Origin of the sequence: Oricola indica (genome assembly GCF_019966595.1) — a bacterium.
In the GTDB taxonomy this organism is placed as follows: domain Bacteria; phylum Pseudomonadota; class Alphaproteobacteria; order Rhizobiales; family Rhizobiaceae; genus Oricola; species Oricola indica.
Genome location: NZ_JAINFJ010000001.1, coordinates 790224 through 812973, shown reverse-complemented (window position 1 = coordinate 812973; position 22750 = coordinate 790224). Strand labels below are relative to the sequence as shown.

The 22750-nt window shown below is 63.5% G+C and carries 21 protein-coding genes; 11 read left to right on the top strand and 10 right to left on the bottom strand.

Going from position 1 to position 22750, the window contains the following annotated elements; translation table 11 throughout:
* Positions 1 to 25 precede the first annotated feature (25 nt).
* Positions 26 to 1654 (top strand): EAL domain-containing protein, encoded by a 1629-nt coding sequence (locus LC343_RS03825; protein ID WP_223475760.1) that lies wholly within the window; start codon positions 26 to 28, stop codon positions 1652 to 1654.
* An 82-nt stretch (positions 1655 to 1736) separates the two neighbouring features.
* Positions 1737 to 2819, top strand: coding sequence for a DUF1176 domain-containing protein (locus tag LC343_RS03820; RefSeq protein ID WP_223475759.1), 1083 nt, complete (start codon positions 1737 to 1739; stop codon positions 2817 to 2819).
* Position 2820: 1 nt separating this feature from the next.
* Here the strand turns inward: LC343_RS03820 and LC343_RS25215 are convergent, their stop codons facing one another.
* The 5 genes from LC343_RS25215 to LC343_RS03795 form a co-directional block, all read right to left on the bottom strand.
* Entirely contained in the window at positions 2821 to 3333 is a 513-nt protein-coding gene (locus LC343_RS25215) for a DUF1499 domain-containing protein (protein ID WP_223475758.1), read from the bottom strand.
* A gap of 3 nt (positions 3334 to 3336) precedes the next feature.
* Positions 3337 to 4473, bottom strand: coding sequence for a PQQ-dependent sugar dehydrogenase (locus LC343_RS03810; RefSeq protein ID WP_223475757.1), 1137 nt, complete (start codon positions 4471 to 4473; stop codon positions 3337 to 3339).
* Between the two features lie 43 nt (positions 4474 to 4516).
* Positions 4517 to 5011, bottom strand: a complete 495-nt coding sequence (locus LC343_RS03805) for a hypothetical protein (protein ID WP_223475756.1) — start codon at positions 5009 to 5011, stop codon at positions 4517 to 4519.
* Between the two features lie 143 nt (positions 5012 to 5154).
* Positions 5155 to 5775: a glutathione S-transferase family protein gene (locus LC343_RS03800; protein WP_223475755.1), complete on the bottom strand. Its 621-nt coding sequence runs from the start codon at positions 5773 to 5775 to the stop codon at positions 5155 to 5157.
* An 11-nt stretch (positions 5776 to 5786) separates the two neighbouring features.
* Complete coding sequence (locus LC343_RS03795; RefSeq protein ID WP_223475754.1) at positions 5787 to 6629, bottom strand: EAL domain-containing protein; 843 nt, start codon at positions 6627 to 6629, stop codon at positions 5787 to 5789.
* A 177-nt stretch (positions 6630 to 6806) separates the two neighbouring features.
* Between LC343_RS03795 and LC343_RS03790 the strand changes: the two genes are divergently transcribed.
* The 4 genes from LC343_RS03790 to LC343_RS03775 all read left to right on the top strand — a co-directional run bounded on the left by LC343_RS03790 (position 6807) and on the right by LC343_RS03775 (position 12296).
* Positions 6807 to 8009: a pyridoxal phosphate-dependent aminotransferase gene (locus LC343_RS03790; RefSeq protein ID WP_223475753.1), complete on the top strand. Its 1203-nt coding sequence runs from the start codon at positions 6807 to 6809 to the stop codon at positions 8007 to 8009.
* Between the two features lie 191 nt (positions 8010 to 8200).
* The gene (locus tag LC343_RS03785) at positions 8201 to 9505 is read left to right on the top strand and encodes a tetratricopeptide repeat protein (RefSeq protein WP_223475752.1); all 1305 of its coding nucleotides are present in this window, start codon (positions 8201 to 8203) and stop codon (positions 9503 to 9505) included.
* Between the two features lie 10 nt (positions 9506 to 9515).
* Positions 9516 to 10331, top strand: coding sequence for a FecR family protein (locus LC343_RS03780; protein WP_223475751.1), 816 nt, complete (start codon positions 9516 to 9518; stop codon positions 10329 to 10331).
* Between the two features lie 60 nt (positions 10332 to 10391).
* Positions 10392 to 12296 carry a CHASE2 domain-containing protein gene (locus LC343_RS03775; RefSeq protein ID WP_223475750.1) on the top strand — a complete coding sequence of 635 codons (1905 nt, stop codon included), beginning with the start codon at positions 10392 to 10394 and terminating at the stop codon, positions 12294 to 12296.
* 4 nt (positions 12297 to 12300) lie between these two features.
* Here the strand turns inward: LC343_RS03775 and LC343_RS03770 are convergent, their stop codons facing one another.
* Positions 12301 to 12891 (bottom strand): TetR/AcrR family transcriptional regulator, encoded by a 591-nt coding sequence (locus tag LC343_RS03770; protein ID WP_223475749.1) that lies wholly within the window; start codon positions 12889 to 12891, stop codon positions 12301 to 12303.
* Between the two features lie 79 nt (positions 12892 to 12970).
* Between LC343_RS03770 and LC343_RS03765 the strand changes: the two genes are divergently transcribed.
* From LC343_RS03765 to LC343_RS03755, 3 genes are all read left to right on the top strand, one after another.
* Complete coding sequence (locus LC343_RS03765) at positions 12971 to 13600, top strand: NAD(P)-dependent oxidoreductase (RefSeq protein ID WP_223475748.1); 630 nt, start codon at positions 12971 to 12973, stop codon at positions 13598 to 13600.
* A 26-nt stretch (positions 13601 to 13626) separates the two neighbouring features.
* Positions 13627 to 14127, top strand: a complete 501-nt coding sequence (locus tag LC343_RS03760; protein ID WP_223475747.1) for an anthrone oxygenase family protein — start codon at positions 13627 to 13629, stop codon at positions 14125 to 14127.
* 127 nt (positions 14128 to 14254) lie between these two features.
* Positions 14255 to 14743, top strand: a complete 489-nt coding sequence (locus LC343_RS03755; RefSeq protein WP_223475746.1) for a GFA family protein — start codon at positions 14255 to 14257, stop codon at positions 14741 to 14743.
* A 7-nt stretch (positions 14744 to 14750) separates the two neighbouring features.
* Here LC343_RS03755 and LC343_RS03750 read toward each other — a convergent pair whose 3' ends face one another.
* Positions 14751 to 15905, bottom strand: coding sequence for a 6-phosphofructokinase (locus LC343_RS03750; RefSeq protein ID WP_223475745.1), 1155 nt, complete (start codon positions 15903 to 15905; stop codon positions 14751 to 14753).
* 154 nt (positions 15906 to 16059) lie between these two features.
* On the opposite strand from LC343_RS03750, the gene LC343_RS03745 reads away from it, so the two are divergent.
* The gene (locus LC343_RS03745; RefSeq protein WP_223475744.1) at positions 16060 to 17805 is read left to right on the top strand and encodes a sugar phosphorylase; all 1746 of its coding nucleotides are present in this window, start codon (positions 16060 to 16062) and stop codon (positions 17803 to 17805) included.
* Positions 17806 to 17808: 3 nt separating this feature from the next.
* Here LC343_RS03745 and LC343_RS03740 read toward each other — a convergent pair whose 3' ends face one another.
* The 3 genes from LC343_RS03740 to LC343_RS03730 are packed head-to-tail and all read right to left on the bottom strand — an operon-like array spanning position 17809 to position 21582.
* Positions 17809 to 19458 (bottom strand): alpha-glucosidase, encoded by a 1650-nt coding sequence (locus tag LC343_RS03740; protein WP_223475743.1) that lies wholly within the window; start codon positions 19456 to 19458, stop codon positions 17809 to 17811.
* 59 nt (positions 19459 to 19517) lie between these two features.
* Positions 19518 to 20738: a glycosyltransferase family protein gene (locus tag LC343_RS03735; RefSeq protein ID WP_223475742.1), complete on the bottom strand. Its 1221-nt coding sequence runs from the start codon at positions 20736 to 20738 to the stop codon at positions 19518 to 19520.
* 4 nt (positions 20739 to 20742) lie between these two features.
* Complete coding sequence (locus LC343_RS03730) at positions 20743 to 21582, bottom strand: HAD-IIB family hydrolase (protein WP_223475741.1); 840 nt, start codon at positions 21580 to 21582, stop codon at positions 20743 to 20745.
* Positions 21583 to 21746: 164 nt separating this feature from the next.
* On the opposite strand from LC343_RS03730, the gene LC343_RS03725 reads away from it, so the two are divergent.
* The gene (locus LC343_RS03725) at positions 21747 to 22721 is read left to right on the top strand and encodes a zinc-binding metallopeptidase family protein (protein WP_223475740.1); all 975 of its coding nucleotides are present in this window, start codon (positions 21747 to 21749) and stop codon (positions 22719 to 22721) included.
* The last annotated feature ends 29 nt before the right edge of the window (positions 22722 to 22750 follow it).

The window sequence follows — 22750 nt, the reverse complement described above, 5'->3', positions numbered from 1 at the left end:
TAGCGTGTGGCGAATGGCGACGCAATTGTCCAAATATATCTCGCGACGGGTGCGGATTCTGATCCTCACCGTGATGCTTGCAGGACTGTTCCTGGCCGCTGCCGATTTCGTTCATCGGCAGATCGCGACCACTTTCAAGCACCAGAGCGTGGCCGCTCTCGCCGAGAGCACGCTGGCCCGCGCCGAGATCGCAACCGATTACGCGGTCATCAGGCTTGGCGAACTTTACGAGAAGGGGCATGTCGACTGCAGCACCGAAGCCATGGTGGCGCTCAACGACGCCGTCTTCCGCTCCGGGTCGATCACGGACATCCTCACGGCGCGCAACGGCAGCGTGTGCTCTGTCGCCACGCACAGCCAGACGCTGACACGCAACTATTTCAATCCGATCGACGGCTTGCAGGCCCGCAATTCGAGTATCGTGCTCAATCCGCTGCGTCTGGACGGTACCCCGGCGCTGGCCGTGTCCTGGTTTTTCGACGAGACGACCTCGGCGGCGGCGCTGGTGAACACCGAGGCGATGTTTTTCGACGTATTGCCGCCGGTCTTGCGCGAGAACGGGGCAGTCCGGCTGTCGTTGAACAACGGGCGAACGATCGGCAAATTCGAAGGCACGCGCTGGGAAATCGGCGGCGCGACCGAGATGTTCGAGGTGCGATCGCAGCGATATCCGTTCACGGTTCGCATTCATGTGCCGATCGTGTTGCTGGAGGCGCTGAACGCACAGCGCAATCCGGCGACGCTGGCCGTGGAATCCGTGCTCGCCATCGTCCTTGCCTATCTGATCGCGCGCGGACTGATGTCGCCCTCCAATATTTCGAGCAGGATCGGGAGCGCTTTGTCGCGTGGCGAGATCGTGCCGCACTTCCAGCCGATCTACGACATCGAAAGCGGCGAAATGACGGGCTTCGAGGTGCTCGCGCGCTGGCCGCAGCCGGACGGCTCCTTCGTGTCACCGTCGGTCTTCGTGCCGATGATCGAGACCGGCGGCCATTCCGACCTTCTGCTCGAAACGCTCGTGTTCCAGACCGCCGAGGCGATGGGAGATCTCATCGAAGAGGCTCCGAACCTGACGTTCTCGTTCAACGCATCGCCTTCGCAGGTCGTCGACGAGGCTTTCGCGAACCGGTTCGCCAATCTGCTGCGCCGGGCGCGACTGGAACCGTCATGCGTGGTGATCGAAATCACCGAACGCGAAGAGATCGGCGACGTGCGCACAGCGCGTCGGCGCATCGAGGCCTTGCGGGTGAATGGCGTGGTCATCGCCATCGACGATGCGGGGACAGGCCATAACGGCCTCGTCGCCATCCAGGGGCTCGGCGCCGCGATCCTGAAGATCGACAAGTTCTTCGTCGACGGTATCGAACTCGACCCGCGCGCCGGTACGATGGTGCGGATGCTGGTGAGCATGGCGCGGGAATACGGCATGAAGGTCGTCGCGGAGGGTATCGAGACGGGCGAACAGCTCAGTGCGCTCAGCAAGATCGGCGTCGACGCCGTTCAGGGTTATTTCCTGTCGCGGCCACTCGATGCAGATGCCGCCAAATCCGAATATGCACGCCACCAGGCGATCCTGCTCGGCACCCGAATGTCGGGTTCCGAACCCGGCGCCGCGCAGGCGGATATGCCGGAGCGCGAGGCGATCTCCGCATAGACAAAACGTCGCTCCGGCCTTTTCCGGGAGCGGGGGCTGCTATAGGTATGGCTCGTCAAACGCGGTTCGAAAAAGGATATCCATGCGAGCGTATTCCCGGAACGGTTTGCGGCCCCGACTTGGGCGCGCGCTGTTTGCCGTTCTTCTTGTCGCCGGATGGGCGGCGATCGCGGGCACGGCATCCGCAAGCCAGTTCAAGCGCATTCGCGACATATCGGTGAGCTGCACGGACGGGCTGACCTGCGACGTGTCGGCCTACAACGCGCAATCGGAAGTCTACACGGTGATTTTCCGGCGCACGGCGCGGCCGGAAGCGCCGGTGCGCCTCGTTCTCGGCGTGCGTGAGACGCTGACCGCAGGGTCGAGCGTCGGCATATCCATTGACGGGCGGACCGTGCTGCAAATCCCGGTATCCGACCTTTCGTACCGGGCAGCCGTCTACGAGTATATTTTCGACGACGAGGAGCAGATATCCGCACTGATCGCGGAGGCGAAAGCCGGGCGCGAATTGCGGGTCACCTATCGTTCGCGCGGCCTCGACACAGGCTCGTCCTTCTCGCTGTCCGGCTTCGTTGCCGGGCTGATTTTCATGGACGAGGTGCAGGGGCGCGTCGGGCGCGAAGACGCCATCCAGGCCGAGGGTGCCGCTCCGGGCGATCAGGGCGCGCCGGTGCGCGCGATCGCGGCGATATCCGATCTCCCGTTCCAGCTGCGCGGCGAGTTCCGCGACAGTCCGGACGCCGCATGCGGCGCGATGGACGATGAGCTTTTCGCAAATCTCGGCGGCTTCGAGGCGCATTCCGGCGGCGATACATGGCTGATCGGCCTGCCCTGCGGCATGGGCGGCGCCTACAACCAGCCCTACGCCTTCTGGGAACGGATCGGTTCGAGCCTGCGCATGGTTCCGTTGCCGGTGATGACGGAGGAAGGCCCCTCGACCGACAACGTGGCCTGGAACATCTCCTGGGATCAGGACAAGCAGGAACTGTCCGGCTTCTTCAAGGGGCGCGGGCTTGGCGATTGCGGCGTCTACAACCGCTGGACATGGCGCGAGTGGACGAAGGGCCATGTCTTCATTCTCACGGAATCGCGCGCAAAGGGCGATTGCGACGGCGACCCGGCGGGCGGACCGGAAAACTGGCCGGCACTCTGGCCGCCGGAGTGACTTAGCGGTCGATCCGCGAGACGATGGCTTCGAGGCGTTTGCGGTTGTTGCCGACGTCCGATTTGCCGAGCTGGGCGCGGGCATAGGCGACGAGGCCGGTGCGCCCGTCGCCGAGCGGGACGGCCTCGAAGGAATTCGTGTCCGGAAAGCGCAGCGCCTCGGTATAGGTGACGAAACGGGCCTGTGCGGGGTCGCCACCATCGTCGACGCGCTCCGCGACAGGGGCGATTTCATCCATCGCCGCCACGATCCTCTCGATCAGTTCACCGGGCGGCATGGCATATTCGGGAAGCTCCCGGTCGACCGGCACGCCTTCGCAAAGGCCGGGGGTGCAGAACAGGGCGTCATTGGGTTGTTCGGAGCGGGCCGGCGCCGAACGGTCGAACTGGCCGAGATCCGGATCGCCGGCGACAAGCCGCCATGTCTCGGCGCGGCCGTAGACAAGGAAGAACGCGACAAGAATGGCGACGAGCGCCGCGAAAGCTATCAGAATGGTCAGCATTATCTTGCGCACGCGTCAGTCGCGGGTGACCCGGACGATCGCGCCCGGATCCTCGTCGGTCAATAGATAGATCGATCCGTCCGGCGCGACGGTGACATCTCGGACGCGGCCGAACGCGCCCTCCAGCAAGCGCTCCTCGCCGGTGATCGCGCCGCTTTCGTCGCGGTCGAGGTGGACGAGCATCCGGTATTTCAGCGCGCCGACCAGAAGGTCGCCATTCCATTCGGGAAACATTTCACCCTGATAGACCGCCATGCCGGACGGCGCGATGGAGGGATCCCAGTAATATTGCGGCTGTTCGTAGCCGGGGGCCTCGGTTCCGACACCGATCTCGGCGCCGGAATAGTGGCGGCCGTAGGAAATCACGGGCCAGCCGTAATTCTTGCCGGCTTCGGGCCGGTTGATCTCGTCGCCGCCACGCGCGCCGTGTTCGACGGTCCACAATGCGCCGGTTTGCGGATCGAGCGCCGCGCCCTGCAGGTTGCGGTGGCCTTTCGACCAGATTTCCGGCGCGGCGGCTTCATCGCCGGCATAGGGGTTGTCTTCGGGTATCGAGCCGTCGCGATTGACGCGGAGTACGGCGCCGGCGTGGTCGGAGAGATCCTGCGCGCGTTCGGACTCGCCGCGGTCGCCGGTCGTCACGAAGACCGTGCCGTCGCCGGCAAAGACGATGCGGGAGCCGAAGTGGTGGCCGGTGCCGGTTTTCTTCGCCATCGAGAAGATCGTCTCGACGCCGGAGAGGCGCGGGGCGGGGCTGTCCCAGTCTTCCAGGACCGCGCGGCCCAATGCGGTGCCGGCGCCACCCGGTCCCGGTTCGGAGAAGGTGAAATAGACCTCGGCGGTATCGGCGAAATCCGGGGCGAGGGCGATATCGAGAAGCCCGCCCTGTCCCTCGGCCGCGATCTCCGGCAGGCCGGTGGCCGGTTCGGACAGTTCGCCGTCGCGTGCGATGCGCAAACGGCCCTCGCGTTCGGTCACGAGCAATGCGCCGTCGGGCAGGATGTCCATGCCCCAGGGATGCGACAGACCGTCGGCGACCACCGTGGCGGAGATATCGACCTTGTCGGTCTTTTCGACGTGGGTGTCAGCGGCGGCCGGAAAGACGGCCACCGCAAGAGCAAAAAGGGTTACTGGCAAACGGTAATGGGTCATACCGGATTACTTAGGTAGGCAATCCGGCGAGCCAAGGGTGGTTTCACCAGGAACGGCGTCTGCGCTCGGTTTCCGATATCTCGCGGGCGAGGCTTCGGAACATCAGCGCGCTGACGCCGGCCATGGTGGCGAGCGCCGCGCTCATCAGCGCAATCAGCAGGAAACGATGATGGCGCTCGGCCGACAGCGCGACCGCTTTCGTGCTCGGCGAGGCCTCGCTGCGGATCTCGACGAAATTGCGTGCCGTCGCTGATGTCGCCGTGCCGATCTCGTCGCGCAGCAATGGGCGGACGGCCGATGCGGCATTCGTTGCGGCGGCGGTTTCGGACTGCGGCGCCTGGTGCATGACCGGCGCCTTCTTCTCCCATGTCATCGGGGCGTAGCGCAGCGCGTCCGGGAAGTCTCCGGCCTGAGCGGCCGCGCCGAGACCGAGAATGGCGACGACATTGGCGAGAACCAGCACCGCCATCAAAAGCGCGGTTGATCTGAGCGAATGGCTCCTGCTCTGGAGGCTCGATTTGCGAAGTGCCGTAAACATGTCGTGTCCTCTCCGGTCCCGCTTGCGAACGCGATTGCGTGCGCCATCGCAAATTCGGCTGGGATTCGGGCCGGTTCACGGAGACAAATGGGCGGCCACCGGGAGATTTTGTGGCAATTTGAAGAAATCGATTAACGAAACCTTTATGCCGCGCCCGGGACGAAGGCGAGCGGCACATGGCCGGGCTCGGCCGCGATCCGGTCCAGCCACGCATTGACGGCGGGAAAGCGCTGCATATCGAAGCCGCCCTTTTCGGCACTGTGCGTGTAGCCGTAGAGCGAGATGTCGGCGACGGTCGGCGCGTCGCCGGTCAGGAACGGCGTTTTCTCGAGTTGGGCTTCCATGATCGACAGGGCGCGGTTTCCGCTTTCAAGCAGCGGGTCGAGCCTGTCCGGCGTGCGCAGATGGGCGCGTTGCGGATAGGTGAGGATGGCGGCCCGAACGGCGATGCTGGTCTCGTGGCTGTTCTGCTCGAAGAACATCCACTGGTGGCAGAGGGCCTGCTCGTAGGCGTCGTCCGGCAGGAAGCGCGTGCCGCGTGCGAGATAGAGGAGAATGGCGTTGGATTCGGCGATCAGGCGGCCGTCTTCCAGCTTCAGCAGCGGCAGCTTGCCGGCCGGGTTGAGTGCGCGGAACGCATCGCTGTCGGTCAGGCCGCTGCCGTATTCGCCGCCGATATGGTCGTAGGGCGTTCCGAGGAAGGCGAGCAGAAGGCGCACCTTGTAAGAGTTGCCGGAGCTCGGCATCGAATAAAGCGTCAGCATCTCTATGTCTTTCAGCGGAAGGTCTTGACCATCCGGACAGCGGGGGCTTCGGGCTGCGGCCGGAACTGGGCGATCCAGTTGGAGAAATCCGTACTCACGATGCGTGGCGCGGCGAGGGCGTAGCCCTGGACCATGGGCGCGCCCGTGCTTTCGGCCGGGCCGATTTCCCACAGGGCCTCAAGGCCTTCGAGGACGGAATGGATGCCTTGCTTGTGGAACTCGGAAACCATCATGCGCAGCGTCGCGGCGCCCGCCGGATTGGACAGAAGTCTTTTGACCATGCGTCCGTCGAACTTGACGATGTCGGGCGCGATGGCCGCGATGCGCTGCTGGCGCGAGGCGCGGGTTCCAAAATCATCGACGGCCAGCATGTAGCCGCGGGCGCGCAGTTCATAGGCGAAATGGGTGAGCGCGGCGTTGTTCTGCGTCTCCGCTTCGGTGATTTCGCAAACGACGTCGGCCGGCGAAATCCCGGCGGCGCGCAATTCCGCGCCGAGGGTGCGCAGGGCCGCCTCGAAGCGGGCGGGATGCTCTGGAATACGCGGGTCGAAATTCAGGAACAGTCGCCGCTCGGAGGACGGGATATGACAGGCGTTGCGGATGTGCAGGCTGCGCAGTTGCGGTTCCAGCGCCTCGAAGGCCGGCTTGTCGAGCGACGTGAAGAAGGTGTCGGTGAGCACCGGGTTGCCATCGCGCGACACGCGCAGCAGCGCTTCGCAGGCGATGGGTGCGAGGCGGCCCTTCTCGAATCGGAAGATCGGCTGAAACGCGGTGCGCAGGACATGACCGGCATAATCGCCGACCCATGTTCCGTCCGGACTTTTCTCGATGCGAAACTCCGGCGTTTCCGGCAAGGCTTCCGTCTCCTTCGTCCACCACGCCCGAAATTGCCCCCGAAGCGATGAATTTATGGTTAACGAAGGGTTAGCGCGTTTGCGAAGCCGCCGCAACGCTTGCGAATTTTCGATCAATAGCGCAGATAGCACGCGCGATGCGGAACCGGACCGCACAACATCCCAGGAGACATCGAAATGGCCTTCCTCGCCGACACCCTTTCCCGCGTGAAACCCTCCGCCACGATCGCCGTGGCCCAAAAGGCACGGGAACTGAAGGCCCAGGGCCGGGACGTGATCAGCCTCGGCGCGGGCGAACCCGATTTCGATACGCCGGACAACATCAAGAAAGCGGCGATCGAGGCGATCAATCGCGGCGAGACGAAATATACGCCGGTCTCGGGCATCCCGGATTTGCGCAAGGCGATCGCGGCGAAGTTCAAGCGCGAGAACGGCCTCGACTACGAGTGGACGCAGACCATCGTCGGCACCGGCGGCAAGCAGATCCTGTTCAACGCGCTGATGGCGACGATGAACCCGGGCGACGAGGTGGTGATCCCGGCGCCGTTCTGGGTTTCCTACCCGGAAATGGTGCTGCTGTGCGGCGGCACGCCGGTCCCTGCGCCGACGACGCTGGAAAACCAGTTCAAGCTGACTGCCGAGGCGCTCGAGGCAGCGATCACGCCGAAGACCAAATGGCTGATCTTCAACTCGCCCTCGAACCCGTCGGGCGCGGCCTATAACCGCGACGAGATGAAGGCGATCACCGACGTTCTGATGCGCCATCCCCATGTCTGGCTGCTGACCGACGACATGTACGAGCACCTCGTCTACGACGATTTCGAGTTCGTCACGCCGGCGCAGGTCGAGCCGGGGCTGATGGACCGCACGCTGACCATGAACGGCGTGTCGAAGGCCTATGCGATGACCGGCTGGCGGATCGGCTATGCGGCCGGGCCGATGGAGATCATCAAGGCGATGGACATGATCCAGAGCCAGCAGACATCGGGCGCCTGCTCGATCGCGCAGTGGGCCTCCGTCGAGGCGCTGAACGGACCGCAGGATTTCATCGCGCGGAACAAGGCGATCTTCCAGGGCCGCCGCGACCTCGTGGTCTCGATGCTCAACCAGGCCTCCGGCATCGAATGCCCGACGCCGGAAGGCGCGTTCTATGTCTATCCGTCGGTTGCCGGCCTGATGGGCAAGGAAGCGCCGTCGGGCAAGGTGATGCAGAACGACCAGGACTTCGTGACGGAACTGCTGGAAAGCGAAGGCGTGGCGGCCGTGCATGGCGAGCCGTTCGGCCTCGGCCCGAATTTCCGAATCTCCTATGCGACGTCGGAAGAGCTGCTCGAGGACGCCTGCGGCCGCATCCAGCGATTCTGCGCGAACTGCCGTTAATTTGTGCAATTCGCCGGCGTAACTGCGCGCCGGCGTATTTTTCGTGCCTTTTTCTTGCCGTTGAGGAACGATTGTTGCCGATTTGCACTGGAGTCTTTGCGATTTAACCGTTTATAAACTCGCAGGTCATGCATGCGAGAGGGCGGATGCGACGTATGAGGCGGGTACGAAACAGTGTGGCGGCGGGACGATTGGTCCTGCTTTTGACGCCGGCCGTCCTTGCAGGCGCACCTGCCGCGGCCGACGAAGCGTCCTATAACAATGCATTCGACCTGCGGGTCACCGACATCGGCAGCCGGACGGCGCTCGACCGGTTCGTGGTCGAAGCGGTCAATCAGGGGCAGTACGACCAGGCGCTATCGACGCTGGAAGAAGTGATTCTGCGCAATCCCGCCGATATCGGCGCGCGTATCGCGCTGGCCCGGATCTACTACCAGATTTCCTCTTACGATCTCGCCGCGGCCCATATCGAGCAGGCATTGCTGACGGCCGGCTGGGAAGCTTTCGAGAAGGAGATCGAGGCGCTCAAGGCCAAGATCGACCGCGCGCAGTCGGGCTGGGAGTATATTTTCACGATTTCGGGCGGTGTCGATTACAAGAATGTCACCGAAACGGTCGACACGTTTCTCGGTCCGGACAAGAACGATGGGTCTGGAACCGTCCCCTATGGTTCGATCAGCGGCGTCGTGATCCGGGATCTGTACACCGCATCGAGCGACGAGATCCGGTTCGGCGGCATGATCCGGTACATCCGCAATGTCGGCGATCCCGATTTCGACAACAATTACGACCAGTTCGATCAGTTCAAGGGACGCGCCTACACGACCTATTCGAAGGGCCTGCCGGATATCGTCGATACGTTGAGGGTGGACCTGACGGCCTATGCCGAATTCGACCGGCAGAACAGTATCCGCCAGATCAACACCTACGGGGCCAAGGCTCAGATATCGGTGCGGCCCAGCGTGGAAAGCCAGTTGTGGGCGTTCGTCGATTACGGCTGGCTCGGCAGTTCGCAGAATTATTACACCGATCATCGCCTGACCTATGGTGTGCAGGGCGAATATCGCATCGCCGCCGGCATCGCGCTCGGCCTCTATGCGAACGGTTATTACGAATGGGGGACATCGCCGGAAGCCTTCGATTTCATAAGCGATTTCGACTTCGAAACCAGCGGCTATGAAGTCGGCGCTTCCGTGTCGCATCTTTTGTGGGTGTTCGAGGACGGGCGTAGCTGGGTGCATGAGGGCGGTGTGCGCTACACCAACGGCGAGGTTCTCGACTACGCTTCGCTTGTCGACTTCTTCGCCAATGCGAGCCTCGTCGACCGGGAGGCCTGGGAGGTGTTCTGGAATCACACCGTGCAGGTTCGCACAGACACGATCCTCGATTTCGGCGTCTATTACGGCGAGGCGGACTACACGAACTCGACGGTTAGCTTCGATCGCAGTAGCGCGTATTGGGGCGTCAAGGGCGGTCTGACCTTCCAGATCAATTGAGGGCGAACAGATGCTCGGAACAACCAAATATCTTCTGGCCGGCGCGGTCTGCATGGTCTCGGTCGCGAGCGCGCAGGCCCAGGACGTCGGAACCATGACGATGGAACAGTCCACGGTCATGCGCGGCGGCGCGCGGGTCACCGATGGTACGGGCATTGCGCTCGGCGACCAGCTGGCGGCAAACGCCACCGGTTCCGGCGTTATCGTTTTCAAGGACGAATCGACGGCCCGGATGGGCCCGAACGCGGTTCTGACCATCGATGAGTTCGTCTACGATCCGTCGCGCCGCAACGGTACGATCCGGTTGCGGCAGACGAACGGTCTCGCGCGCATCTATGGCGGGCAGATCTCCAAGCGCGGACGCTCCGAGGTCCGCACTCCGCATATCGTTCTCGTCGTGCGCGGCGGTATCGTCGACACCTATGTCGACGAGGGCGACGGCAATGGCAACAATGGCGAGACGATCACTACGCTGCGTGGTGGTATCATGAAATGCACGGTCGGCGACGAGACGCGTACGGTGACCAATCCCGGCATGTCCTGCGTCAGCGACGGAGAGACACTGACCATCACGCGCAACACACAGTCGGGCGGGCAATTGGTGCCGCCGGCCGGACAGGGCGGCGGGACCTCTTCGGGCGGCAACTACGACCAGGCGAATTGTGCCAGCGCGAATGCAAGCGCCTCATGCAAATCGGATAATGGGGGGCTTCCGCGACCGGGCACAAACACCCAGGGCAGAGATCCGCTGGGGGGAGGCGCGTCGGGCGGCGGCAGGGACGATTGCGACCCCGAATATGACGAGTGTTATATCATTACTTACTGATCGAGAAACACGGCTGGTCGGTCCTGTTTCAGGTTGGCCCGTCGACTCCGAACGCGTGGCATGGCTGAAAGAAAATCCACACGGCCCCGAAATGCCACGCTGAGCCGGCTTCTTGCGTCCTTTGCAGCCTTGTCAGCGATCATGGTTGCGGGGCATGTCGCGCTCAACGACACGTTTTCCACGCTTCGCGAAAAAACCTACGATCTTTATCAGGCGTCCGCGCCAATCCCTCTCGATTTCTCTCAGGTCGCTGTGGTGACAATCGACGAGGCGAGCCTGCGCGCTTACGGGCGATGGCCGTGGCCGCGCCGGCAGGTGGCAGAAGTGGTCGATGCGATCACGCAGAGCGGTGTCGCGGCGGTCGGTCTCGACCTCTTCTTCTCGGAACCGCAGGGCGGGCCGGATGGTGACGCCAGCGACGCGGCGCTTGCCGAGGCGCTGCTGCGCGCACCGTCGGTGCTCGCCATGTCGCTCGACCCGAATGCCGGGCCGCTCGACATCGAGAGCAAGGCGGGGTGGACGGTGGTCGGGCTCGATCCGAATGCGGCGGCCGCGGTGCAGGGCGGCATCGCGCCGCTGCCGGCATTTGCCGACGCATCGGCCGGTCTCGGCATCGTGCGCACGCTTCCCGGGCGTGACGGCGTGATCCGCCACGTGCCGCTGGTCTGGGCGGAGACACGTGACGGAACCGACGTGAGGCTGTGGCCGACGCTTGCCCTGGATCTGCTGCGGGTCGCGCAGGGCGAGGCGAGCTACACGCTGCGGCTGGAGGGCGTGGCGACCGACGCGGTGCGCGCGGGCGGTGCCACCGTGCCGCTCGGCGAGGACGGACGCATTCGCATCGTCGATACGACTGTGCGCGTGCCGCATGTCTCGGCGAAGGACCTGCTCGAAAACGGCCCGTCGGACGCGCTTGCCGGACGGGTCGTAGTGCTTGCGGTCGATGTCGCCGGCGTCGACCAATATCACCTGACCGCACGCGGCGGGCACCGGCTTGGCGCCGACATCCATGCCCTGCTGCTGGCGCAAATGCTGAACGGCCGCTACCTGTTCGAGGCGCCGCATGCCCGCTGGATCGAGCGTGGCCTGTTTGTGGGCGGGGCGCTGGCGCTGCTGATCATCCTGACCGCCTTTTCGCGGCGGCCGTTCCTCGCCGTTTTGTTTTCCGGCCCTGTCATTCTTGCGCCGGTGGCCGTCGGGGCGGTCGCTTACGCTTCGCGCAACCTGCTGCTCGACGGTGTCCAGCCGGCGGCCGGATTGCTGATCATGGGCGCGGCGGGCGGATATATGCTCTACCGCGAGGCCGAGCGGCGGCGCGGCGTGCTGCAGAAACAGTTCTCGCAGTTCCTGTCGCCGGAAGTGGTCAAGCGCCTTGCCGAGACCGATACGGCCGCGGCCCTGAAGGTCGAGGACCGCGAGATCACGGCCATGCTCGTCGACATGCGCGGCTTCACGGCGATGTCCGGCCAGCTCGGCGCGGAAAAGGCCGTCACCGTGGTAAACCACTTCCTCGCAATCGCCAGCCGCGAGATCTTCGCGCGGGAAGGCACCGTGGACAAGTTCATGGGCGATGCGGTGCTGGCCTTCTGGAACGCACCGCTGGAGGTGTCCGACCATGCCGACCGGGCGATCGATTGCGCGCAGGCGATCATCGCGTCCGTCGCGGCCTCCAACCCGCAACTCGAGGCGCAGGGCCTGCCGGCGATCGAATGCGTTGCGGCGATCGAGTCCGGCGTCTGCTCCGTCGGCAATATGGGGACCGAACAGCGTGTCGACTACACCGCGATCGGCCCGACCATCAACACGACCTCCCGGCTGGAGGGCGAGACAAAGAAAATGGGCCAGAAAATGCTGATCGGCCCGACGGCGGCGGGGCTTTCGAAACGCGGGCTCACGGCGCTGGGCGAGGTGGAGCTGCGCGGCGTGGAAGGTCCGGTAACCGTCTATGGCCCGACCGCCGCCTGACTGGTCATGCCTGCCGCACAAGGGTCTGGCGGGCGGTCCGTTTCATTGCTTCGACATAGTCTTTCTGCGTCCAGCCGCACTGGCGAACGAGCTGTTCCCAGTTGCGCACCGACAGAAGCGTCCACAGCAGGTCCGTCGCGCGTTCGCCCGGATGGTCCGGTGACAGAACGCCATCGCGTTCGAGCGCCCTGACGGCGGCCTCGCATCCTTCGCGCACGGCCTGCATGCGGCTTTCCCAGGCGTGGCGGGCTTCCGCGTCGGTCTCCTGCATGGCCATCAGCGCCCTTCCGACACCGTAGATCTCGGGGATGTAGTTACCCCAGGCCTCGATGAACGCGTCGAGGCGTTCGACGCCGCCGGTTGCGGCGCGGCTCGCGGCGAGCCGGGCATCGACGTTCTTGACCGCATCGACATGCAGGGTCGTCGCGACCAGCAGTTCGGCCCTTTTTGGAAAATGGAGATACAGCGCCTGGCGGCTGATGCCGGCGGCGCGGGCGATATCCGACATACGGACCTCGCCGCCAGTGCCGGATTCCAGAAGTTTCCAGGCGGAATCGAGGATGCGGGTTCTCGTATCGGGTTTTTCACTTGACATGGTGTCAAGGTAACTCTAATTGACGCCATGTCAACTTGACACGGTGTCAAGCTTGGAAAAATCCGGAAAGGACAGGATCATGAAAGTCATCGTCTTCGGAGCCACCGGCACGATCGGAAGGCTCGCCGTCGAAACCATGTTGAAGGAGGGGCACGAGGTCACGGCCTTTGCCCGTCGGCCGGGATCGCTTGGGATCGACGATCCGAAACTGGGGTTGTTCGCGGGCAACGCGCTGGATCCGGCCTCGGTATCGGATGCGGTGCGCGGTCATGATGCGGTGGTGATCACGCTGGGCGCGGGAATGTCGCGCAGAAGCGTGATCCGTTCGCAGGGCACGATGAACGTCATTCAGGCGATGCATGCGCATGGCGTGCGCCGGCTGATCTGCCAGTCGACGCTGGGCGCGCATGAGAGCTGGAGCAACCTGAACTTCTTCTGGAAACGGATCATGTTCGGCCTGCTGCTGCGGCCGGTCTTCCTCGATCACGAACTGCAGGAAAAGCTGGTGCGCGCCAGCGGGCTCGACTGGACCATCGTGCGCCCGAGCGCTTTCGCGGACGGTCCGGCGCGAGGCGGTTTCCGGGAGAATTTCGGCCCGGAGCTGCGCTCGCTGAAACTGACGATCCCGCGCGCCGATATCGCTGCATTCCTCACCCGGCAGCTTTGCGACGCGACCTATATGCGCCGCGCCGTCGGCATCTCCAACTGACGTCAACCACAGGAAAGGACAGAACAATGTTCGAACAGATCATTCCCTGGGTGCTCGCGGCGGCGTCGGTCGCCACGGGGCTCGTCGCGGGCGTCTTCCTGACGTTTTCGGACTTCGTGATGCGTTCGCTTGTCGCTTCGGCACCAGTGGCCGGCATGGAGGCGATGCAGGAGATCAACCGCAAGGTCTACCGCTCGGTTTTCATGGTGCTGCTGCTCGGCATGGTGCCGGTCTCGCTCGCCATCGCGGCTTATGGCGCGGTTTCGGCCACCGGCGCGGCGGGTGCCTGGCTGGTCGCCGGCGCGGCGCTTTACATTCTCGGCGTTTTCGCAGTGACCGCGGCCGGCAATGTGCCGATGAACAAGCGTCTCGACGCGCTGGAACTGACGGAGAGTGCGGGGTTTGGATACTGGGCCCATTACGGGCAGCGCTGGACGGCTCTGAACCATTTTCGCACCGCAGGGTCCGCAGGCGCCGCGATTTGCTACCTCGTTGGAGCGATGCTGCTTGCAGGCAATGCCGCATGATCCCTGCCTCATCGACGATGAAAAAGGCGCCTCTTCGGTTTCGAATGGGCGCTTTGTTTCGTTGAATGGACGCTAGGTCGGTCGCCGAATTTCCGCTACGCTCATCAGCCAACCAAGGAGTTCCATGATGACCACAGAAAACGGCCGTTGCCTGTGCGGAATGGTTTCTTATGCCGTCTCAACCGAACCGATGCGGGTGACCTTTTGTCATTGCAGGTTCTGTCAGCGGGGCACGGGAGGCGCCTATCTCGTCGAACCGATCTTCGACAAGGACGCATTTGCCGTGACCTCCGGAAAGCCGAGGACCTATGATCATCGTTCCGAGGGCAGCGGCAAGATAGTCCATATCCATTTCTGCGAGAATTGCGGGACGAAGCTGTTCATGACCTTCGAGCGGTTTCCCGCTGTCGCCGGCGTGTTTGGCGGCACATTCGACAATCCGAACTGGTTCGAGCGCTCACCCGAAAATGCCAAGCACATATTCCTCGACGTGGCGCAGGTCGGCACCGTCATACCGGCCGGCTTCAACACATTCGGCGAACACGCGGCGACCAATGACGGATCACCGATCGAGCCATTGGTCTTCGAATGCCATCACGTGATCGGCGAGGCGTGACCGCGCTCTATCGCAGATAGAGCGTCGAGCCCTCGACCTTCGAAATCTTCGGCCGGTAATTTTCCGGATCATACATCGATGCGACATTGACCCGGTGTTCGCCCTGCGTGGAGATGTTGGCGGGCTGGGTTGTGTAGTGGCCGTCGCGGATGGACATCATCAGGCCGGTGCGGCCTTCCTCGATCAGGTGGACGGCCATGGTGCCGAAATTCTTGGCGACGGTCAGGTCAACGGCGTCCGGCGGGCCGGAGCGCAGCAGATAACCGAGATTCTGGATCATCATGTCGGTGCCGGTCAGATCCTTGAGGCTGACGCCGATATGTTCACCGATGCCGCCGAGTTTCTTGTGGCCATAGGCGTCGGCCTCGCCCTTCTCGATGATACGGCCGCCGCTCTCCATCGCGCCTTCGGAGACGATGCAGACCGTGTAATTGGAGGGGTTGGCCGCGCGGTCGCGCGACAGCAATTCGGCCAGCCGCTCCATCTCGAACGGAACCTCGGCGATGAGCGTGCGGTCCGCGTCGGAGAGGTAACCGGCGCCGAGCGCCGACATGCCGCAATTGCGGCCGAACATCTCGACGATCAGGAAACGCTCATGGCTTCCCGCCGTGGTGCGCAGATTGGCGATCATCTCGACGGAGCGGGTGACGCAGGTGGAAAAGCCGATGCAGTAGTCGGTGCCGAAGACGTCATTGTCCATGGTCTTCGGGATGCACATGGTCGGCGCGCCGCGCTCGTGCAGTTCGGCGGCGTAGGAGAGCGTGTCGTCGCCGCCGATCGCGATCAGGACATCGATCTTCAGCGCATCGATCACCGACAGGACATGATCGGTCGCGTCGACATAGCCCTCATCGGCGTGCGGGGCCGTCTTCTTCACGTGGCCGGGCAGATCGGCGGCCTTCATGCGCGACGGACGGGTGCGCGACGAATGCAGGATCGTGCCGCCCGAGCGGTTGATCGACCGCACGAATTCCGGCGTCAGTTCCTGCCGGTGGGCGGCGGTGGCTTCGAGATCGAGCGGATCGGTCTCGACGGGACCGGCCCAGCCGCAGCGGAAGCCGGTGACTGTCCAGCCGCGGGCGAACGCCTCGTTCACCACGGCCTTGATGGCGGAGTTCAAGCCCGGAACGTCTCCGCCGCCGGTCAGGATACCCAGATGCATGTCGACCTCCTCGTTTCGTGACCGCAATGTTAGAGCAAGTCAGGTTGTCTTTAAATCGATTTGTTTTGCCTTTTTCAAACCGCTCTTGCGTTCGAGGTCAAAATCAGGGCACGATGGATTTTTGTGCAGTGCGACACCAGGGTTTGCGGGACGGATGATCGCTGTCAATTCGCAGTTGCGGGCGCGATTGGTGTCGCTCGTCAAGGAAATCTATCCGGACGAGGATGCCGCGCATCTGGCGCGGAGGATCATCGAGGCCTTCTGGCCCGACGGTCGCGGGCCGCGTCAACGCGTCCGTCCGCCGGGCAACACGTTGTGGTCGCAGAAGGACTCCGTGGTCATCACCTATGGCAACACGGTGATCGACGGCCAGCACAAGCCGCTCGACCTGCTGCACGATTTCCTTCGCCGCTATCTCGCCGACGCGATCACCGGCGTTCACATCCTGCCGTTCTTTCCCTTCACCTCGGATGACGGCTTCGCGGTCACCGATTACGAGCAGGTGAATTCTGCGCTCGGCGACTGGGCCGACGTGAACCGCATCGGCGAGCATTTCCGGCTGATGTCGGATCTCGTGCTCAACCACATGTCGGCGCAGTCGAAGTGGTTCAACGAATATCTGCAGGGCCACGAGCCCTATGACCGCTATTTCTTCGAGGCGTCGCCCGAGGACGATCTCCGCAGCGTGGTGCGTCCGCGCGCCCATGACCTGCTGCGCGAGGTCGAAACGCCGAACGGCAAGCGCCATGTCTGGTGCACCTTCTCCTATGACCAGATCGACCTGAATTACGCCAACCCGGACGTGCTGGTCGACATGATCCGGATCATGCGCCTGCATGTGGCCAATGGCGTGCGCATCGTTCGGCTCGATGCTGTCGCCTTCGTCTGGAAGGAAATCGGCACGAGTTGCATCCATCTGCCGCAGACCCATGCCATCGTGCGGCTGATGCGGCTGTTGTGCGACTATGCCGAGGAACGCATCGTGCTCCTGACGGAGACGAATGTGCCGAATGCCGAGAACCTCTCCTATTTCGGCAACCGCAACGAGGCGCATGCGATCTACAATTTCTCGCTGCCGCCTTTGATGCTGCATGCGCTGCTGAACGGCACCTCGCGCTATCTCAACACCTGGCAGATGGCGATGCCGCCGGCGCAGCTTGGCTGTGCCTATCTGAATTTCAGCGCCTCGCATGACGGGATCGGCATGCGGCCGGCGGAGGGCCTGTTGTCCGAGGACGAGATCGACAGCGTGATCGCCACGGTGCAGCGTTTCGGCGGTCTGGTCTCGATGCGCGCCATGCCTGACGGGACGCGCCGGGCCTACGAACTCAACATCGCCTATTACGAGGCGATGAAGGGAACGGTCGACGGGCCCGACGAATGGCAGTTCGAACGGTTCATCGCCAGCCAGACCATCATGATGGGATTGGAAGGCATTCCGGCATTCTACGTGCATTCGCTGCTGGGCACCGGCAACGACCACGAGGGCGTGGAAAAGACCGGGCACAATAGGGCGATCAACCGGAAGCGCTGGGATTACGAGGAATTGCGCGGCCTGCTGGACGATCCGGACACGACGCATGCGCGCGTGCTGGCGGAACTGAAGCGCCGGATTATCCTGCGCGCGGGCCAGTCGGCGTTCCATCCGAATGCGACGCAGTTCACGCTGCAATTCGGTGACAAGCTGTTCGGCTTCTGGCGCCAGAGCCTCGACCGCGACCAGTCGATCTTCGCGATCCACAATGTCACCAACGAGGAAATCTCCATCCCGGCGGTGTCGATCAACCTGATCACCGGCATGGCATGGAAGGACCTGCTGTCGGGCGAGGCGATCGACCCCGCGCGCGGTGACATCATCTTCGCGCCCTATCAGTGCCGGTGGATCTCGAACCGGGGATAGGCCTCAGGCGAGAACCGCGAAGGCTTCCCACGGCGCGAGATGCATCGTGCCCGCGACCCGGTCGCGTGGCGTGTGGTTGAAAACGACACATTCTCCCGAAGTCTCCAGGTCCGGCGGAACCGCAAACTCCGTCGGTTCGCCGGAGAAATTGCAGACGACGACAAGGCGCGTGTCATCAAGACGCCGCTCGAAGACGAACAATCGAGGATCGTCTTCGAGGAAGGGGATGTAGTCGCCCAGAGATATGACCTTGTGGCTCTGCCGAAGAGCGATCAGCGTGCGGTAGTGCGCCAGAACGGATTTCTCGTCGCCGATCTGCGCCTCGACATTGATCGTCGCGTGGTTCGCGTTCACCTCGATCCACGGAACACCGGCCGTGAAGCCGGCGTTCTTTGCCGCGGTCCATTGCATCGGCGTGCGGGCGTTGTCGCGGCCATTGGCGGCGGCGCCGGCCAGAAAGGCCTTCGGGTCTCCGCCTGCCGCAACCGTTTCCTCGTAGTGATTCAACGTTTCGACATCGCGATACTGGTCGATCGCGGTGAAACCGGCATTCGTCATGCCGATTTCCTCGCCCTGATAGACATAGGGTGTGCCGCGCATCAGGTGGTTGACCGTGGCGAGCGCCGTGGCCGACTCGCGCCAGTGGTCCGTGGCATCGCCGTAGCGCGATACGGCACGGGGCAGGTCGTGGTTCGAGATGAACAGCGAGTTCCAGCCATCGGATGCGAGTGCGCGCTGCCAATCGTTCAGGGCCTTCTTGAAGACCACGAGATCGAAGGGTTTCGGATCCCATTTGCCCGCTTCGCCCCAGAAGCAGGTGACATGCTGGAACTGGAAGACCATGGACAATTCGTTGCTGGAGCGGCCCGAAAAGAGGACGCCCATTTCAGGTGTCGCTTCCCAGGTCTCTCCGACGGCGAGCACGTTGCGACCCGCCAGCGTTTCCCGGTGCATTTCCTTCAGATAGTCGTGCAGGCGCGGGCCGTTGTTGAGGATCTGACGGTCGGGCTCCTTGCCGATCAGGTCGATCACGTCCATCCGAAAGCCGGCGATGCCGCGGTCGAGCCACCAGTTCATCATGGCGTATATCTCGGCGCGCAGGTCCGGATTTTCCCAGTTGAGATCCGGCTGGCCCGGCGCGAACAGATGCAGATAGTACTGGCCGGTCGCTTCGTCCAACGCCCAGGCGGACCCTCCGAAATAGGAGCGTAGCGTGTTGGGCGGGCCGCCATCGGGGGCGGGGTCGCGCCAGATATAGTAGTCGCGTTTCGGGCTTTCGCGGGAGGACCGCGCCTCGGCAAACCATTCGTGGTCGCTGGAGGTGTGATTGACCACGAGATCCATGACGATGCCGATACGGCGCTGAGCGGCCGCGGCGATCAGCCTGTCCATGTCGGCCAGCGTGCCGAATTCCGGCGCTATGTCGCGATAATCGGCGATGTCATAGCCATTGTCCTCCATCGGCGATGTGTAGACCGGGGACAGCCAGATCGCGCCGATGCCGAGATCCGCGAGATAATCGAGTTTCGAGATGATGCCCGGGATGTCGCCGATCCCGTCTGCGTTCGAGTCGCAGAAGCTGCGCGGATAGATCTGATAGATGGCGGATGACTTCCACCAATCCGGATCGTCGCGGTAGGGTTTGCGTGTCATGAGGGTCCTTTGGCGATGCCGGGGACGAAACGCGTCGGTCTGGAACTGTGTCGGCGGCCTCAGCCGAATTCCGCGTCGTCCGCCTTCACAGCCTCGACGAGGTCGCGCATCAGGTCGGGGTCGGCGGCCTGGACGCGGCTCCAGTTGGGAATGAAGGGCGTTTCCATCGGATTGTCGAGGAAGGTCTGGCCGGCCTCGACGATGTTGGAGGCAAAGAGCTCGACGGCGCGTTCCTCCGTATGGCGGTCGATGTGGAGACCGTTCATGCGGGCGTCGTTGTAATAGGCCTCGATCATGTCCAGCGCCTCGCGGTAGTAGGTCGCCTTGATGGTGCGGAAGGTCTCCTGGCTGAAGATCGTGCCGTCGGTGGCGAGCTTGCGGTACAGCGCCTTGCAGATGTCGATCGACATGCGCGACAGGCCCTTTTGCGGGTCTTCCTGCGACAGCGGCTGGTGCTTGTGATCGTAGGCGTCGGCGATCTCCACCTGGCAGACGAGGCGGGTCGACAGATTGCGCCAGACTTCCGACAGGACGCCGATCTCCAGCCCCCAGTCGGATGGAATGCGGATATCCGGCAGGATCGCCGTGCGCATGGCGAACTCGCCGGCGAGCGGGTAACGGAAGGCGGCGAGATAGGTCAGGTAGTCGCGATGGCCGACGGTCTTGGCCAGCGACAGCAGCAGCGGTGTGACCAGCAGCCGGTTGACCCGGCCGTTCATCTTGCCGCCGGCATAGCGCGCGTAGAAACCCTTGCAGAAGAGGTAGGAAAAGGCCGGGTTGGCGACGGGATAGATCAGCCGCGCCAGCATTTCGCGCGAATAGGTGACGATGTCGCAGTCATGCAGCGCGACAACGTCGGAATCGCGCCGCGCGAGCGTGTAGCCGATGCAGTACCAGACATTGCGTCCCTTGCCGGGCTCCTCCGGCGAAAGGCCGGCTTCCTTGAGCCTTGTGTCGATCGCCTTGAGGCGCGGGCCGTCGTTCCAAAGGATTGAATGCGGCTGCGGCAGGACCGAGAAGAACTCGCGGGCGTGGCGGTATTCCGCCTCGTTGGCGCGGTCGAGGCCGATGACGATGTTGGAGATGAAGCGCGCGCCGGAGAGTTCCTCGACAATATTGGCAAGCGCCGGGCCTTCCAGTTCAGAAAACAGGGACGGCAGGATCAGGGTGATCTTGCGGTGTGCCGACAGAACCTCCAGTTCGCGTTCCAGCGTGCCGGTATTGTCGGCGCGAAGATTGTGAAGCGTGGCCACGTGGCCGTTCTGGTGAAAGTCCGCCATGTCGTTATCGCGCTCCGCTGGATGTCCGCATCTCATCAATTATCCGCAGAACGGATTCGTTCCAACCGGTCGGACCGGATTTTGCGGTGCGGCGAATTCGTCCTTCGGCCTCGCCCGACAGCGCGGGAAGCGCCGCGCCGTGCGGATTTGTTACGATCACGCCGATATCCGCCGTTTCGAGCATTTCGATGTCGTTCGGCGCATCGCCCAGCGCGATCATGCGCGGGAGGTCGCCGTCCGATGCGTAGCGGCTCGCGATCTCGCGCATGCGCGCGGCCTTGGTGGCGCCGAAGGAGAGGGTGAGGTAGCGGCCGCCCTGACGCGCCGTGATGCCGCTTTTTTCAAGTTCGGCCTCGAACCGGGCGCGCCCGGCCTCGGTGCCCGTCCACAGGCCCGGTTCGGAGAAGCGCCGTGCGGCGGCCTTTTTCGCGGCGTCGGGCGCGAGCCCCGTCCGCGCGGCCACGTCTTCGACGGACCAGTCGGAAAAGCCGGTATAGGCGTCGCGCAGATCGGCGGGCAGGGCGTCGAGCGCGGTGCGCAGCCGGCGATGGACAGTGTCGTCGTCCTCTCCTCCATCCTGTCCTTCGGGTTCGAGGATGCCGGCGCCGTTTTCGACGATCGCGGGGCAATGCGCGAAGCCCATCTCTGCGCGCAGATCGGCGATTTCGGCAGCGGTCTTCGAACTGGCGAGGACAAGCGGGATGCCGAGATTTGCGAGTTCGCTGAGCGCGGGGCGGGCGGGATCGAAGGAATAGGTCTCGTGGTCGAGCAGCGTGCCGTCGAGATCGGAAAAAACGATAAGCTGCGGTGCGGAGTGGGCAGGCATGCGCCGTGGACCGGTCATGCTTCTTGTTACCGTGCCGCCGAATGACGGGAAAGCGCTTATTCGCGAAACGCAGACGAAAGGGAACCGTCAGGCCTCTCGCCGTGTTATGCGTGGCGTGTGGACCGCATGGCGGTGACCGACGCAAGGCCGGACCATCCGGGTCCGGCGACAGGAGAACGATCTTGAAAATCCATAATTGCCCTGTCTGCGGGGAATTGATCGCCTTCGAGAGCCTTTTTTGCGGCTGTGGAGCGGCGGTCGCCTTCGATCCCGACGCCGACCTCTTCGTGCCGCTGTCGGCGGGTTGCGCCAACAGGGACAAGATCTCTTGCAATTGGGCGGTTCCCTCCGACGGCGCGCTTTGCCGGTCCTGCGAGATGACGACGGTGATCCCGGACACGTTCCAAGGCGAGAACAGCGCATTGTGGGCCGAAAGCGAACATGCGAAGCGCTGGGTGCTTGCCAATCTCGCGCGCTGGGGCTGGTTCACCTCGTCGGATGACGGCCCGAGACCGGAGTTTCATCTTCTTTCGGAAAGCACCACGCATGGCAGCGTTCCCGTCACGATGGGACATGCGGACGGGGTGGTGACGATCAATGTCGCGGAGGCCGACGAAGTCGAGCGCTCGCAAAGGCGCTCCGATCTCGGCGAAAGGCTGCGCACGATGATCGGCCATTACCGCCACGAACTCGGTCATTTCTTCTTCTTCAAGCGGCTCGCCCCGCAATATGGCTTCACCGAGCGGTTCCGAATGCTGTTCGGCGACGAAACGATGGACTATTCGGAGGCGCTCGAGCGGCATTATCGCGATGGGCCGCCGTCGGACTGGAACCAGAACCATGTCAGCCCCTATGCGTCGAGCCATCCCCACGAGGACTGGGCCGAGACCTTTGCGCATCTGCTGCATCTGACCGACATCACCGACAGTTTCGCGGCTGCGGGCCTCTCGAACCGGGACGTCACGGGCCCGGATTACGACGCCTATGATGAGTCCGATTCCGAGCGGCTGATCACGATTGGCGCGGGGCTCGGCATCGCGCTCAATCACGTCAATCGCTCGATAGGGCTCCAGGATATCTATCCCTTCGTGCTCACACCGGTCATCCGCGAGAAACTGGCCTTCGTCCACCGCTGGATGCGGGGCAACGCGGCCTAGAGCCTGCCGTCTGCGCCAGGGCGATCAAA

Bases quoted from the DNA above. Each gene is read 5' to 3' on its own strand.
- LC343_RS03820 (WP_223475759.1), top strand. From the start codon at position 1,737: ATGCGAGCGTATTCCCGGAACGGTTTGCGGCCCCGACTTGGGCGCGCG.
- LC343_RS03810 (WP_223475757.1), bottom strand. From the start codon at position 4,473: ATGACCCATTACCGTTTGCCAGTAACCCTTTTTGCTCTTGCGGTGGCC.
- LC343_RS03805 (WP_223475756.1), bottom strand. From the start codon at position 5,011: ATGTTTACGGCACTTCGCAAATCGAGCCTCCAGAGCAGGAGCCATTCG.
- LC343_RS03800 (WP_223475755.1), bottom strand. From the start codon at position 5,775: ATGCTGACGCTTTATTCGATGCCGAGCTCCGGCAACTCTTACAAGGTG.
- LC343_RS03790 (WP_223475753.1), top strand. From the start codon at position 6,807: ATGGCCTTCCTCGCCGACACCCTTTCCCGCGTGAAACCCTCCGCCACG.
- LC343_RS03780 (WP_223475751.1), top strand. From the start codon at position 9,516: ATGCTCGGAACAACCAAATATCTTCTGGCCGGCGCGGTCTGCATGGTC.
- LC343_RS03775 (WP_223475750.1), top strand. From the start codon at position 10,392: ATGGCTGAAAGAAAATCCACACGGCCCCGAAATGCCACGCTGAGCCGG.
- LC343_RS03770 (WP_223475749.1), bottom strand. From the start codon at position 12,891: ATGTCAAGTGAAAAACCCGATACGAGAACCCGCATCCTCGATTCCGCC.
- LC343_RS03765 (WP_223475748.1), top strand. From the start codon at position 12,971: ATGAAAGTCATCGTCTTCGGAGCCACCGGCACGATCGGAAGGCTCGCC.
- LC343_RS03760 (WP_223475747.1), top strand. From the start codon at position 13,627: ATGTTCGAACAGATCATTCCCTGGGTGCTCGCGGCGGCGTCGGTCGCC.
- LC343_RS03755 (WP_223475746.1), top strand. From the start codon at position 14,255: ATGACCACAGAAAACGGCCGTTGCCTGTGCGGAATGGTTTCTTATGCC.
- LC343_RS03750 (WP_223475745.1), bottom strand. From the start codon at position 15,905: ATGCATCTGGGTATCCTGACCGGCGGCGGAGACGTTCCGGGCTTGAAC.
- LC343_RS03745 (WP_223475744.1), top strand. From the start codon at position 16,060: ATGATCGCTGTCAATTCGCAGTTGCGGGCGCGATTGGTGTCGCTCGTC.
- LC343_RS03740 (WP_223475743.1), bottom strand. From the start codon at position 19,458: ATGACACGCAAACCCTACCGCGACGATCCGGATTGGTGGAAGTCATCC.
- LC343_RS03735 (WP_223475742.1), bottom strand. From the start codon at position 20,738: ATGGCGGACTTTCACCAGAACGGCCACGTGGCCACGCTTCACAATCTT.
- LC343_RS03730 (WP_223475741.1), bottom strand. From the start codon at position 21,582: ATGACCGGTCCACGGCGCATGCCTGCCCACTCCGCACCGCAGCTTATC.